The 13843-nt window shown below is 45.9% G+C and carries 18 protein-coding genes; 14 read left to right on the forward strand and 4 right to left on the reverse strand.

The window, feature by feature from the left end:
• Positions 1-28: 28 nt before the first annotated feature.
• From hemY to V1501_RS05110, 3 genes are all read left to right on the forward strand, one after another.
• Positions 29-1441: a protoporphyrinogen oxidase gene (hemY, locus tag V1501_RS05100; protein ID WP_409291748.1), complete on the forward strand. Its 1413-nt coding sequence runs from the start codon at positions 29-31 to the stop codon at positions 1439-1441.
• Positions 1442-1620: 179 nt separating this feature from the next.
• A complete protein-coding gene (locus V1501_RS05105; RefSeq protein ID WP_409291749.1) occupies positions 1621-1758 on the forward strand; it encodes a hypothetical protein in 138 nt (45 codons plus the stop codon).
• A gap of 83 nt (positions 1759-1841) precedes the next feature.
• Complete coding sequence (locus tag V1501_RS05110; protein ID WP_409291750.1) at positions 1842-2420, forward strand: TetR/AcrR family transcriptional regulator; 579 nt, start codon at positions 1842-1844, stop codon at positions 2418-2420.
• A gap of 280 nt (positions 2421-2700) precedes the next feature.
• Here the strand turns inward: V1501_RS05110 and yhfH are convergent, their stop codons facing one another.
• A complete protein-coding gene (gene yhfH, locus V1501_RS05115) occupies positions 2701-2829 on the reverse strand; it encodes a protein YhfH (RefSeq protein ID WP_409291751.1) in 129 nt (42 codons plus the stop codon).
• 175 nt (positions 2830-3004) lie between these two features.
• Between yhfH and V1501_RS05120 the strand changes: the two genes are divergently transcribed.
• The 3 genes from V1501_RS05120 (at position 3005) to V1501_RS05130 (ending at position 6446) form a co-directional block, all read left to right on the forward strand.
• Positions 3005-3739, forward strand: a complete 735-nt coding sequence (locus V1501_RS05120; protein ID WP_409291752.1) for an MBL fold metallo-hydrolase — start codon at positions 3005-3007, stop codon at positions 3737-3739.
• A 20-nt stretch (positions 3740-3759) separates the two neighbouring features.
• A complete protein-coding gene (locus tag V1501_RS05125; RefSeq protein WP_409291753.1) occupies positions 3760-4749 on the forward strand; it encodes a lipoate--protein ligase in 990 nt (329 codons plus the stop codon).
• A gap of 146 nt (positions 4750-4895) precedes the next feature.
• Positions 4896-6446, forward strand: coding sequence for a fatty acid--CoA ligase family protein (locus V1501_RS05130; RefSeq protein WP_409291754.1), 1551 nt, complete (start codon positions 4896-4898; stop codon positions 6444-6446).
• 5 nt (positions 6447-6451) lie between these two features.
• Here V1501_RS05130 and V1501_RS05135 read toward each other — a convergent pair whose 3' ends face one another.
• A complete protein-coding gene (locus tag V1501_RS05135; protein WP_409291755.1) occupies positions 6452-6655 on the reverse strand; it encodes a hypothetical protein in 204 nt (67 codons plus the stop codon).
• A 221-nt stretch (positions 6656-6876) separates the two neighbouring features.
• Here V1501_RS05135 and V1501_RS05140 point away from each other — a divergent pair, with 221 nt between their 5' ends.
• The 5 genes from V1501_RS05140 (at position 6877) to V1501_RS05160 (ending at position 10944) form a co-directional block, all read left to right on the forward strand.
• Positions 6877-7776, forward strand: coding sequence for a DMT family transporter (locus V1501_RS05140; RefSeq protein WP_409291756.1), 900 nt, complete (start codon positions 6877-6879; stop codon positions 7774-7776).
• Positions 7777-7885: 109 nt separating this feature from the next.
• On the forward strand, positions 7886-8035 hold the full coding sequence (locus V1501_RS05145; RefSeq protein WP_409291757.1) for a hypothetical protein: 150 nt from the start codon (positions 7886-7888) through the stop codon (positions 8033-8035).
• A 445-nt stretch (positions 8036-8480) separates the two neighbouring features.
• Entirely contained in the window at positions 8481-9206 is a 726-nt protein-coding gene (locus V1501_RS05150; RefSeq protein ID WP_409291758.1) for an AzlC family ABC transporter permease, read from the forward strand.
• Positions 9199-9504, forward strand: coding sequence for an AzlD domain-containing protein (locus tag V1501_RS05155; RefSeq protein WP_409291759.1), 306 nt, complete (start codon positions 9199-9201; stop codon positions 9502-9504). Before V1501_RS05150 ends, V1501_RS05155 begins: the two co-directional genes overlap by 8 nt.
• 174 nt (positions 9505-9678) lie before the next feature.
• Entirely contained in the window at positions 9679-10944 is a 1266-nt protein-coding gene (locus tag V1501_RS05160) for a M48 family metallopeptidase (protein ID WP_409291760.1), read from the forward strand.
• 36 nt (positions 10945-10980) lie between these two features.
• Here the strand turns inward: V1501_RS05160 and V1501_RS05165 are convergent, their stop codons facing one another.
• Positions 10981-11220, reverse strand: a complete 240-nt coding sequence (locus tag V1501_RS05165; protein WP_409291761.1) for an IDEAL domain-containing protein — start codon at positions 11218-11220, stop codon at positions 10981-10983.
• A gap of 179 nt (positions 11221-11399) precedes the next feature.
• Between V1501_RS05165 and V1501_RS05170 the strand changes: the two genes are divergently transcribed.
• Together V1501_RS05170 and V1501_RS05175 are read left to right on the forward strand one after the other, a co-directional pair.
• On the forward strand, positions 11400-11702 hold the full coding sequence (locus tag V1501_RS05170; protein ID WP_409291762.1) for a hypothetical protein: 303 nt from the start codon (positions 11400-11402) through the stop codon (positions 11700-11702).
• A 226-nt stretch (positions 11703-11928) separates the two neighbouring features.
• Positions 11929-12501, forward strand: a complete 573-nt coding sequence (locus V1501_RS05175) for a competence protein ComK (RefSeq protein WP_409291763.1) — start codon at positions 11929-11931, stop codon at positions 12499-12501.
• 43 nt (positions 12502-12544) lie between these two features.
• Here the strand turns inward: V1501_RS05175 and V1501_RS05180 are convergent, their stop codons facing one another.
• A complete protein-coding gene (locus tag V1501_RS05180; RefSeq protein WP_409291764.1) occupies positions 12545-12916 on the reverse strand; it encodes a hypothetical protein in 372 nt (123 codons plus the stop codon).
• Positions 12917-13162: 246 nt separating this feature from the next.
• On the opposite strand from V1501_RS05180, the gene V1501_RS05185 reads away from it, so the two are divergent.
• Positions 13163-13786, forward strand: coding sequence for a TVP38/TMEM64 family protein (locus V1501_RS05185; RefSeq protein ID WP_409291765.1), 624 nt, complete (start codon positions 13163-13165; stop codon positions 13784-13786).
• Positions 13787-13843: the final 57 nt, after the last annotated feature.

The raw sequence follows: 13843 nt of genomic DNA on the forward strand, positions 1-13843 counted from the left end.
TTATTCTTTATAAAGAAGGCGATGAACTGTGAGTCAGCAAAAGCAGAAGGCTGTAATTATCGGCGGCGGAATAACCGGCTTAGCCGCGGCCTACTACCTGCAAAAGAGAGCCAGGCAGGATAATCTCCCGCTTGAGGTAATCCTCATTGAAGCCGGCCAGCGGCTGGGCGGAAAAATACAGACCACCATCAAGGACGGCTTTGTCATTGAAAAGGGCCCGGACTCCTTTCTTGCCCGTAAAGAGAGTGCATCGCGGCTAGCGCGGGAAGTGGGGATGGAGGATAAGCTTGTCCATAACACTGCCGGCAGGTCCTATGTGCTTGTGCGTGAGAAGCTGCATGGAATGCCTGGCGGATCTATCATGGGAATTCCGACGCAGATAGCCCCTTTCATCACCACAGGGCTGTTCAGCCCCGTCGGCAAGCTCCGGGCGGCAGCCGATTTTATTCTGCCCCGGTCAAAGACGGCAGGAGACCAGTCACTGGGCCGTTTTTTCCGGCGCAGGCTTGGGAATGAGGTCGTGGAAAACCTGATTGAACCGCTCCTTTCAGGGATATACGCCGGCGATATCGACCGGCTGAGCCTTATGTCCACCTTTCCACAGTTTCATCAAGTGGAAGAGCAGTATCGAAGCATGATCCTCGGCATGAGGAAAACATCTCCTGCCGCTAAGAAAAAACCTGAAGGCGCAAAGAAGGGTGCTTTTTTAACATTCACTGGCGGCCTTGAATCCTTTGTGTCAGCTATTGAGGCTAAACTTGCCCCTTCCTCTATCATCAAGGGAGTCAAAGTGGAAAAGTTGATCAAAGAAGCACGGAGCTATTCCCTTACTCTTAACAATGGGAAGAAGCTGGATGCAGATGCGGTCATCGTCACAGTGCCCCATCTTGCCGTGCAGCCGATGCTCTCCTCTTATCCTTTCTTTGAAGGCCTGAAGGAAATGCCTGCCACCTCTGTGGCAACTGTGGCGATGGCCTTCGACGCTTCTGCGATTAAGAAGGACATAGACGGAACAGGCTTCGTGGTTTCGAGGAACAGCGATTATACGATCACGGCCTGTACATGGACACATAAAAAATGGCCGCACTCCACACCGGAAGGAAAGGTACTCCTGCGCTGCTACGTAGGACGTGCCGGAGATCAAACCGTTGTCGACCTCTCAGATGAAGAGATTAAGAAAATTGTTCTTGAAGACTTGAATAAGACGATGGACATAACATCTCAGCCTGAATTCACCATTGTGACCCGCTGGAAGGATGCCATGCCACAATATAATGTAGGGCACAAGCAGAGGATTGCGGCACTTAAGGAGCAGACGTTCAGGGAACTTCCGGGTGTAATCCTTGCCGGCAGCTCTTATGAGGGTCTCGGCCTGCCTGATTGCATCGATCAGGGAGAGGAAGCTGTGGAGCTTGCCCTGAAACATTTGAATATGATTTGACGATAAATGCGCCAGCCGGATTCATACTGTGCTGGCGCATTTTACATCTGAAAGGAACCGGGCAGCGCACACTCACAATTCTTTCGGCCCGCTTGAAGGAAAACCACTCTTTTTGTCGAAATGAATGGTATTAGAGTGTTATCTGCTAAAATTGCTCACGCGGGCAGGAGGATATGAGAATGAAAAGAAAGAATCGGCAGAAACTAAGTGAAGTGCCAATCTCTGTGCGTCTCCGCGAGGGAATGGTCACTCTGCTGCTGAATGCCTGCTTTTTTATATTGGTAGCTTTCATGCTTCTATTTTTCCTGAAATCCTAGAGTGCTTGTCTCCTTTGGGCGCTTTTGATAAAATTGGTTTATAAAATGACCAAAGTGTTCAAGAAGTCAAAGGGGAGACGCTTATGTCTGTAAATAGAAAGCAATTAATCCTTGAGGCAGCGGCAAAATCCTTTTCGCTGTTTGGTTATAAAGCAACCACCATGGATCAGGTGGCTAAGATCGCCGATGTCGGCAAGGGGACGATCTACACCTTCTTCCGCAATAAAGAAGAGCTGTTCAGGGAAATCGTCGAACGTCTCATTGAAGAGATGAAGCGGGAAGCAGATAAGACGCTGAATCCATCACTGTCCCTGCACGAGAATATTCACAGTGTTTTGTATAAGATGCTTGAGTACAGGCGCGACCATCAGTTCATGATTAAGCTCATTCAGGAAAAAAAGGAAATGGGCACGCGCGCTGTCATCGAAATGGTGGACGAAATTGAAAAAGCCATCGTTTCCTATATAAGCAGCAAACTGAAGATGGGCATGGAAAATGGGAAAATCATAGAATGTGACCCTGAGCTTACTTCCTTTCTTCTGCTGAAGATGTACATCACCCTTATTTTTGATTGGGAAAAAAGCCACACTCCTCTTTCAAAGGAGGAAATCGCAGAGCTGCTCGAGCTGTATATGTTCAAGGGACTTTCCAGAACTCCTTAAAAGAGTAGCTGTCTTATAACAGAGCAAAGCACTTCGTGTTTTTCCCTGGCTTTGCTCTGCCGCTTTTATTATTTTTTAAGGAGCAGCTGGAGGATGTCTCCCAGTTCCGTATTGGGAAGTAAGTCTGCCTGCTGCGTTAAAAAAATGAAGTTTTCGGAGAGTAAACGCCGCCCGGCGAAGTGTTGATGCTTTTCTGCTCATGAGCAAAAGAAGAGGATATCCCAATCATAGGGGACATCCTCTTTTTTGTTGAAATTCCTTTGTGAGGTGCATTGCGGGATTATTTAATCTGGCTGCATGTATCACACTTATTTCCATAGCATTCATGCTTTTCATGAATCTTTTCACCACATTGGGTACATTGTTTTGCCGGGAGGTTCTTGAAAAATTCTACACTGTTTTGAATCATTTACATCTTCCTCCTTGAATTGATTTGTATTTTTCTGAAAATTTAATCTTAAACACATTGTATTATAACAGATTTAATTTGTAAACTAATGTGTTATAACAAATTGAAAAAGATGAAAAAATAGGACTGATGATTTATAGTTTAACTAGCTGACACTTTCGGGAGGGAAACCAATATGAAGCTTACCATTTTAGGCTGCTGGGGAGGCTATCCTGCACGTAACGAAGCATCCGCCGGATATCTGCTTGAGCATGAGGATTACACACTTCTGATTGACTGCGGGAGCGGGGTGCTCTCAAAGCTCCAGAACCATACAACACCGGGTAATTTAAACGCTGTCATTCTGTCGCATTATCATCCGGATCATGTGGCTGACATCGGTGTGCTTCAGCATGCATTATTGATAGATAAAATGATGGGAAATGAAAGGGAGACACTGCCCATCTATGGCCACAAGGAAGACGCTGCCGGATTCGAAAGCCTTACATACAAGGATATTACCAGAGGGGAAGCCTACAGCGCAGATGAAGCATTGGTTATCGGGCCATTTTCCATTACATTCATGAAGACCGTCCATCCTGCTCCCTGTTATGCCATGAGAATTGAATGTGAGGGCCGTTCTTTGGTGTATACTGGAGATACATCCTATGTGAAGGAAATGGAACAGTTTGCCGAAGATGCGGATGTCCTGCTTTCTGAATGCAATTTTTATGCAGATATGGATGGCGGGAAAGCGGGCCATATGACGAGCATCGATGCAGGGAAGCTTGCAGCGGCGGCTGAAGTTAAATTGCTTGTGCTGACCCATCTGCCGCATTTTGGTGACCTTGCACAGCTCCAAAAGGTAGCTGCCGGCCACTTTGACAGACAGATCATCATCGCCCGCAGCAGTCTTGAATATTATATTTGATCCAGGAGGAACGAAAAGAAATGCTTTTTATCGATAATAAGGGAATCACAGATCCTACCATCAATTTGGCGATCGAAGAATATGCTTTGAAGAATCTGGATATAGATGAAACCTATCTATTATTTTATATAAATGAACCTTCCATCATCATTGGGAAGAACCAGAATACAATTGAAGAAATCAATAAAGACTATGTTGAGGAAAATAATATCCACATCGTCAGGAGGCTTTCCGGCGGCGGTGCCGTTTATCATGACACAGGCAATCTCAACTTCAGCTTCATCACGAAGGATGATGGGGAGAGCTTCCATAATTTCCGCAAATTCACCGAACCGGTTGTAGAGGCGTTAAGGAGCCTTGGCGTCAATGCCGAGCTCAGCGGACGGAATGATTTGGTGGCAGAGGGACGGAAGATTTCCGGCAATGCCCAGTTCTCTACCCGGGGCAGGATGTTCAGCCATGGAACTCTTTTGTTCAATTCAGAGGTGGAACATGTGGTTTCTGCCCTTAATGTAAAACAGGAAAAGATTGCTTCAAAGGGAATCAAATCGATCCGGAGCCGGGTCGCAAATATCTCTGAATTCCTCACAGAGCCGATGTCTATTGAAGATTTCAGGGCAACTCTCCTCAAATCCATTTTTGGCGGCAGTGAAGAAATCACCGAGTATGTTTTGACAGAGAAGGACTGGGCAGCCATCCGTGAGCTGTCACAGGAACGCTACCGCAATTGGGACTGGAACTACGGAAGGTCGCCAAAATTCAATCTGCAGCGCACCCACCGCTTCCCTGTAGGCGGAATTGATGTCCGCCTTGAGGTGAACAAAGGGAAAATCGAGGAATGCACCATTTTCGGTGACTTCTTCGGAGTCGGTGACGTAACAGACATCCAGAGCAGACTGTCCGGGATCCGGTATGAAAAGTCTGATATTACGGAAGCCTTGGCAGATATTGATATCAAGCACTACTTTGGCAATATAACAAAAGACGAGTTCATCAATTTGGTGTATTAATATAGACGAAATGGCTTCCCTTAAGGGAGGCCATTCTTTTTGAAGAAAATCAATGGTTGAATATATAGTTTTCTTTTAATATAATATATTTTGAAAATTAAAATAATGAATGATTATTCATTCAGGGAATAGCGGGGAGGGAAATTATGAATTTATCAATGAAGCTGCACCAGACTGCGCTTGCCTCAGCGGATAAGACAGCCTATGTTTTCATGGGGGGGCAAATGACCTATGGCGAGCTCGATGCGGCCATCTCACGATTTGCTAACGGACTGAAAAAGCTTGGAATCCAAAAGGGTGATCATATTGCACTGCTCCTGGGAAATACACCTCATTTCATCATCGGCATGTATGGCGCACTGAGGGCAGGGGCTGTGGTAATCCCGGTCAATCCGATTTATACCGCCGATGAAATAGGTTACATACTTTCAAACGGGGATGTCAAATCAGTGATAACACTCGATTTGCTGCTTCCGATGATGGAGGGGCTGGAAAAGCTTATTCCGGACGTTTCTCATTTTATCTGCTGCCCTTCAAAGCAGGACGGAGCAGAGCCGGATTTCGCTTCTTCAACACTGAACAGAAAATTGAAAACGATTACAGAAGTGATAGAGACCGGTGAAGCCGCCTTCCATGAGGTAGAGGTGGATGAAAATGACACGGCTGTTATCCTTTATACTTCGGGCACCACAGGTAAACCGAAAGGCGCCATGCTGACCCACAAAAATCTTTACTCAAATGCAATCGATGTGGGCTCATACCTAAAAATGAACGAAAGCGACCGGGTCATTACCGCTCTTCCCATGTTTCATGTTTTCTGCCTGACAGTGGTCCTGAATGCGCCGCTGATGATGGGGGCGACTCTCCTGATCATGCCAAAGTTCAGCCCAAAGGAAGTATTCAGCCTCGTCAAGGAACAGGAAGCTACTGTTTTTGCCGGAGTGCCGACCATGTACAACTTCCTTTATCAGTATCCGGAAGGAAAAAAGGAGGACCTGGCATCCCTCAGGCTTTGCATTTCCGGCGGGGCGTCGCTCCCGGTTTCACTGCTGAAGGCGTTTGAACAGAAATTCTCGGTGGCGGTATCAGAAGGCTACGGTTTATCTGAAGCATCGCCGGTCACCTGCTTCAATCCGCTTGACCGGCCGCGGAAGCCAGGCTCTATCGGGACAAGTATCTTAAATGTGGAAAATAAAGTTGTCAATGAATTGGGTGAGGAAGTGCCGGCCGGGCAGGTAGGGGAGCTTGCTGTCAGGGGCCCGAATGTCATGAAAGGCTATTACAAGCTGCCGGAAGAAACAGCAGCCGCCCTAAAAGATGGCTGGCTGCATACTGGCGACCTTGCGCGCGTGGATGATGAAGGATACTTTTATATCGTAGACCGGAAGAAGGACATGGTCATCGTCGGCGGCTATAATGTATATCCGCGTGAAGTGGAGGAAGTTCTGTTTGCCCATCCTGATATTATCGAAGCCGCAGTCATCGGAGTGCCGGATCCGAATCATGGGGAGGCCGTTCATGCATTTGTCGTGCCGTCAGATGAAAGCCTGAGTGCCGAGGTGCTCACTGCCTACTGCAGCGAGCACCTGGCCAAGTATAAGGTTCCTTCCGCCTTTGAATTCCTGGAGGAGCTTCCAAAAAACACGACAGGCAAAATTCTGCGGAGAGCACTCAAAAACCACGTCACACACGTATAGAATAATCAATGGAGAGCAGGGGCCGGATGGGTCCTTGCTCCCTTTTTTTGTGGTAAAGGGGCGGAACTTACTGATTTCCTCTTTTCCTCGTGCAATAATTCCAGGCTATTCATAAAATGGCGTCCCCAGTATAGTAAATACTTCAGTGTATCAAAGTCATCCTGTCTGATCGCACATTTCTTGATAATCTCTTTCAATCCGTGTTCCATCAAATTCCCCCTCAATACACTTTTCATATCCTTATATTGGAATAAATGAAGCTTTTTACAAAAAGGCCTTTTTCTTGAACTGCCTGTCTGTAACACCTCGAAGAAAAGGAGGCAGAAGCAGCCAGCGCATCTGTCAGTTTCCATGGCAGAGCATTTAACTTGTTTTATTGATTTTCAAAGGCGTATCATGGTTTAGGTACGTAAGTGAAGGAGGCACAGCGATGAAACAACTTTCACGAGCACATACTGTCTTGCTGCTTATATTTCTTGTGATGGTTTGGGGTATCAATTGGCCATTATCCAAAATGGCTCTCAGCTATACACCGCCTTTATTATTTGCCGGAATCAGGACCATCCTGGGCGGCCTTATCTTGCTTATTTTTGCACTTCCAAGATATAAAAGCCTTCGATTTAAAGAAACATGGCATTTTTACTTAATTTCTGCATTCCTTAACATCATTCTTTTTTACGGCCTTCAGACAGTTGGTCTTGGTTATGCACCAGCAGGACTTTTTTCCGCCATTGTCTTCATCGAGCCAGTGCTGCTTGGGATTTTCTGCTGGATTTGGCTTGGAGAATCAATGTATGGATTAAAAATGATTGGACTCATCCTTGGCTTCGCAGGTGTTGCGATCATAAGTGCAAGCGGATTTACCGGAGATATTTCGGCTATCGGCATTCTTCTGGCTCTTGGCTCTGCAATAGGCTGGGGATTGGGCACGGTGTTTGTTAAAAAGACAGGCAATCGTGTTGATTCGATTTGGATGGTTACCATACAGCTTCTTATGGGAGGGCTTTTCCTATTAAGCGCAGGGTCCAGCTTTGAGAGCTGGTCAAATATTCAATGGGAAATGCCTTTTATCGTAAACTTATTATTCATTTCTACCTTTGTCATTGCCTTTGGCTGGCTGGCTTTTTTTACGCTCGTCGGTTCAGGAGAAGCAAGCAAGGTCGGTTCATTCACTTTCCTGATCCCGCTCATCGCTATCCTTTGCAGTTCTATTCTGTTAGATGAAAAAATCACCATAAATCTAGTAATAGGGCTGTTATTCATCGCAATCAGTATATTATTTGTAAATATGAAGCTAAGGTCAAAGATGGCAGCCGGCACAGATGTTTAATTTATTTTAAATTCCGTAAATGCATATCCTCCAAAAAATCATCTGTATAAACGCCAAAGAATTGCCTCATCATAAAAAATGACGTCAAGATGATTTGGAGGTTGTAAAAGTGAGGAATAAAAATGAAAGCAATATGGTTAATTCAAAATCGGTAAATAAACAGCTTAATGAACTGGAGAAAACGAATGCGGCAACAAAACAAAAAGGAAGCACAAACGAAATAAATCCCGCTGTCACAGACGAAGGGTTATCACAGTAATATTTTTTATCTCCCCTTTTTTGCGGGAGATTTTTTCTTATGGCCTCGCAGCCTGGACAGCACCGCAGATGACACTGCCTCAGCAGCTGCCCCCAATGAATCCTAGTGATATTCAATAACCATAAAGATGTCCAGGGATCCCGGTAAATCATTAACATTCAGCTGTATGAACAATCTATTTACTAACAGAATCAATTTCCTGATTATCTTTTATTACAAATCTGCTTCACCTTCTACCGGGTCCGCAGCATTCTTCAAGGATACGGACAAACCCATCTTGCCTTATTGTGTTTGTATCTGCTTTTGTTTTAATTCCTTTCCAAGCATGGGCCGGGATTAGAAAACTCCGCTTTGTTTTTTGTAAAGATATTGAATAATAGATTGATATATAAGTATAATTCCATATAAGTCTATTTGAATATCATACATAAAAGGAGCTGCAGTAATGTCTGATTCAGCAATAAGAGCAGAGTCTCCCTTCAGGGAAGGAGTGTCTGCAGGTACAAGCATCGCGATTGGGTACTTCCCGATTGCCCTGACATTCGGGCTGATAGCAAAAAGCACCGGCCTGACTTTGTCTGAGACCGTCATGATGAGTCTGATTGTATTCGCAGGAGCATCACAATATATGGCCCTCAACCTGCTTACCCTCGGTACGGGCTCACTGGAAATCATCCTGACCACCTTCATCGTCAATATCAGGCACTTTTTAATGTCTGCCTCTCTTAATGAAAAGGCTGATGATGATCATTTGGCTAAAAAAGCCGCCTATGCGTTCGGAATTACGGATGAAACCTTCTCCGTCGCTTCCATGAAGCCTGGCACTGTATCTGCGCCGTACCTGTATGGCGTAAACGGGATATCCTATGCGAGCTGGGTCATCTTTTCCGGGCTTGGCTTCCTATTTGGTTCTGCGCTGCCCCGTGTGCTGCAGGATAGCATGAGCATCGCCCTCTATGCGATGTTCATCGGCCTGCTGGTTCCATCCATAAAGGGAAATGGCAAGGTATTGTTTCTCGCAGCGGCCGCAGCCTGTTTCAATAGTGTCTTCTCATTAAGTAAGGTACTCTCCGCCGGATGGTCGATTGTCACCGCCACGCTGCTTTCCGCCATCCTGGTTGAAGCCATCAGCATGCTTAAGAAGAAGCAAGGAGGAAACATGCATGAATAGTTCCATCATTCTCATGATCATCGGTATGGGGATCGCCACCTATATCCCGCGGGTTGCACCGTTTATCCTGTTCAAGGGCAGGGAATTGCCTTCCTTCTGGCAGGGCGTACTGAAAAACATCCCGTTCGCCACTCTGGGGGCCCTTATCTTCCCGGCCGTCCTCTTTATCCAGGATGATATCCGGTACGGACTGATCGGCGCGGCTGCAGCCTTTCTCCTCTCATACCTCGGCTTAAATGTAATCATTGCAGTGCTGGGCTCTATATTGGTGCTGACTGCCTTTTCATCATTTCTTTGAGAGGGCCAAGGACTTACCGAAAATCGTTGGTCCTGCCGCGGTCACCTGCAGAGAGGAAGAAGTACATAAAAGAGCTGAAAAACGGTGAAACCAATATAATGAATTGCTTTATCATTTGCGCCTGTTCTATTTTTCGGGCAGTCAGCTAAACTAATAAAGAGAGGGGGCTGTCTTATGGCAAGGCGCTGGGCTGTTTGGGCTGCGGTAATATTCCTGGTATATACAGGATTTATATACTGGTATTTGTATGGAGGTGCGGATGCGGGCATACCTTCAGGATTAAAAGGGACAAGTGCAGATCCGGCCACATTCCTGACAGATCGTGAATTAAAAATCAGTACGGAATATTCCAGCATACGTAACTTCCTGTTCTTCCTTTCTGTCCCCCTGGAGTGGGCTGTTTATCTATTCCTCCTCCTGGCCGGCCTTCCCCGGCTGATGGAGCGCTGGGCGGGGGCATCTGTTAAAAACAGGATACTGCAGGGCGCCGTATTTACTTTTTGGTTTACGGGAATCACTTATATCCTCACATGGCCGATTGGTTATATTGGTTACCGGCTCTCCAGGAAGTACAATATCTCCACACAGGACTTTTCTTCCTGGATGAAGGATGAATTGATCGGCTTCTGGCTTCAATTTTTCCTGATGTGGGCAGTTGTGACAGTGCTCTACTGGCTGATCCGCAAGTTCGGAAAGAGATGGTGGCTGTATGCCTGGCTGCTGACGATCCCGTTCACACTGTTTTTGATGTTCATCCAGCCGGTCGTGATCGACCCGTTATACAATGACTTTTATCCTCTTAAAGATAAGAAGCTTGAAGGAGAAATCCTTAAGCTTGCTGCAAAGGCAGATATTCCCGCCGAGCATGTTTATGAAGTGAATATGTCGGAAAAAACAAATTCAATGAATGCCTATGTAAACGGAATCGGCTCCAATTCAAGGATAGTTCTCTGGGATACAACGCTCGGAAAGCTGGGGGAAAGAGAGATTCTATTCATCATGGCCCACGAAATGGGGCATTATGTTGAAAAGCATCTCTATATCGGCATAGCGGGCTATCTCCTTCTTTCGCTTGCAGGCCTGTGGCTCGTGTCTAGAATTCTCTCTTATGCGGTGTGGAAGTGGGGGAGAATTCTAAAAGTGGAATCCGTCGCGAGTCTGTCATCCTTTCCGCTGATCCTCCTTCTGTTCTCGGTGCTTTCCTTTGCCTCAAGCCCGCTGTCCAATGCGGCGGCGAGATACCAGGAGATGCGGGCAGACCGGTATGCCATCGAGATGACAAAGGATAAGGAAGCGGGCATCACATCGTTCCAGGAGCTGACCCGGTCAAGTCTAAGCCAGGTGAATCCCCCATATCTCGTAAAGCTGTTCCGCTACACCCATCCAACCATGCTCGAGAGAATCACCATGCTGCAGGACTGGGAAGAAAAGCAAAAATAAAGGGATGCGAAAAGAAGTCTTCGCATCCCATTTTTTTTATGTTCCATATCTCGTGACAAGCTCTTTCCGTTTGGCACTGAGCGAACGGAAAAGGATCTCGTTCCTGTCGTCCAGTGCCTGGTCTATTTCACGTTCCAGGCGTTTGAGGCTGTGTGTGAGGGTCACTTCATTCAGGAGCATGTCGATAAATAGATTCTGCATATAGCTCATATGGTTTTTGTTCCGGTCCATGACAGTTCGTTTCATTAAATCTGAATAGGAATTCTTTTTGCTCATCCAGATCACCCCTGGTCCTTTTTCTTATTATATGGGGAAATCGGATAAAATTAAACCAAAAGTTTTAATTTTCAAAAAACTTACAGTTTCAAACTACTGGCTCAGTTATGCATCCGGTCTTCTATATGAAACCAATGGCTGGCCTGGTACGTACAGCCTATAAAAGGGAGTGGAGAAGATTGAGTAAAAACACAAAAATCGGAATAAGCATTACCTCGGTCATCATTCTTATAATTGCCGGAATTGTCATCTGGTACTTCAACACGGCAGGAGGGGAACGCGCCCTGAAGAGCATGAAATCCAATTCATCCGGAGGTCTTGAGAGAACGGTCAAGGTTTATGGAACAAACGGCAAACTCCTCAAAACCTATGAAGGGAAAATTGATATCCAGGATACCGAATATGGCAATAAAGTCCTGTTCGACCTGGATGGCAGGCGGGTGGTTATTTATAATGCCACGGTGATTGCGGAGGAAGACTGATATAGAGAGGGAAGCCGCCAGGGTTTGAGCGGCTTTTCTTTAATATTGAAAGGCGATTTTTTTAATAATTAAACAATTATATATATATTTTTCGGGTTTTATAGCAGGATAATTTAAGTAAATAATGAAAAAATTAAAAAAATTATATATATTGCGTGAAAATCCTGATATGATGTAAGTGGGACTAATATACCAAAAAGTGGATATATTCGGAAAGGAGCGGGCTATGGAAAGCCTTAAGCCGACACTAATTGAAGAATATGAAATCAATCCTTATACTTTAGTCGTTCTGCCGCTGGAATATGGAAGCAGGATCTATTCACAGATCTATGAAATTAACGAGGAATTCACTTCGCCGTTCAAGCCGATCGATATCATCAAAAAGAGCTGTGAATACTTTGGTTCCAGCTATGAAGGCAGGAAGGACGGTACGCGCCAGCTGCTCGGGATCACCCATAAGCTTCCTATAACCATAGACCCGACGAGTAATATCTTCTTTTTTCCAACCAATTCGCCTGGCAGGGAGGACTGCATCTGGATATCCCATGAACATGTCGATTCCTACCAGCGCACGGAATCGGGAGGGACAGTCGTATCTTTCAGAAATAAAAAGAAAATAACGATACCAATCTCCTTTTCTTCCTTTGAAAGCCAGATGTTCCGTACGGCTATGCTCCGTACGAAGCTTATTCAGAGAATTGAAGAAACTCAGAGGAAATCCATGTATCTGTTTACAAACACAGCCGGAGAAGCCGCTGACATGCAGGCGAACTATTTTCTGATGAACAGGCGCCGCTGAAAGCCTGAATGAGCCTGGGAAGCAATGCGCTTCCCAGGCTCATTCAAGTGACTTTCATGGTGAACCTTTGAAATAAATAATATGCAAGCAGCTCCTCCACCTTGTTCCTGAGGCGGGGGTTGAAATAGTTATGGCGCTCCTCATAGCCCCTGTACAGGAATAGATACATGGTGAATGCCTCATCCCTTTTGACTTCGCTCACCTTGATGTTTTCCTTTCGCAGATAGTGTTTTGTCTCCGTCAGGTCCTTCTGCACGGCCTTCATGGTTTCTTCAATCAGTTGTATGTATGGGCGCTTCAGCTTAAACGGACTTTGCTCGATGACCGCCAAGTCCCGGTTTAAGATGGTGAGCACCATCGGCAGGTAGATGGCACTTTCAATGATGTCCCGGTCGCCTTCAGGTATCCGTGTCATGCTCCCAAAGCCTCCCTTCTAAAAAAAGAACATTTGTTCTCATTATATAAGAAAAAATTTTATTTATGCCAGTAAAATATTGTGCAAAGTTAAAAATATATGGCATATTTACAGTATGTTTTCTAATTGGGAATAATAAACACGGAGGATTAGGGGTTACCCTCGGATAGACAGGGAAAAGAGATGATAAAAGAAATAGGCCCGCATTCCGTTACATACATACATCCAGCGGCTAAGGAGTAACTCATGGACCTTAATGATATCAAGGAATGGCTGACACTCGATCATATATACGAACTTATACGGGATTACCGCGCACTGGGACCGCTCCCGGGCATCCTGCTTCCCTTCCTGGAGGCTTTTCTTCCGTTTCTGCCGCTCGTGGTATTCGTGCTGGCCAATGCCAGTGCATTCGGACTCTGGATCGGGTTTTTAATTTCATGGGCCGGCTCGTGTGCCGGAGCATATCTTGTGTTCTGGCTGGTCAGGAAATATGGCCAGGGAAGGGCCTTCCGCTTTCTCGAGAAACATAAGCAGTTCAGGAAAATCATGGACTGGGTGGACCGCCATGGCTTCGGTCCGCTGTTCATCATGCTGTGTTTCCCTTTTACACCATCGGCCATGGTCAACATCGTGGCCGGGCTTTCCCATATAAGCCCGCGTCAGTATGGACTTGCCATCCTGGCCGGCAAAATGGTCATGGTGTTTTCCATCAGCTTTGTCGGATATGATATAGCAGCGCTCATCCACCAGCCCATCCGCTCGGCCATCCTGGCCGGCGTCATCTTCCTCCTGTGGTTTGCCGGTAAGCAGATTGAAGCGAGGCTGAACAAAAGTGTGGAGAGGGAAAGGAAAAGAGAACAGGGATAAAGGCGTTGTTTATAAGTCTGTGGCAGCACCGCCCGATGGTGCTGTTTTTTCTTTGTC

It is taken from the genome of Paraperibacillus esterisolvens, assembly GCF_046237625.1.
In the GTDB taxonomy this organism is placed as follows: Bacteria; Bacillota; Bacilli; order Bacillales; family DSM-1321; genus Paraperibacillus; species Paraperibacillus esterisolvens.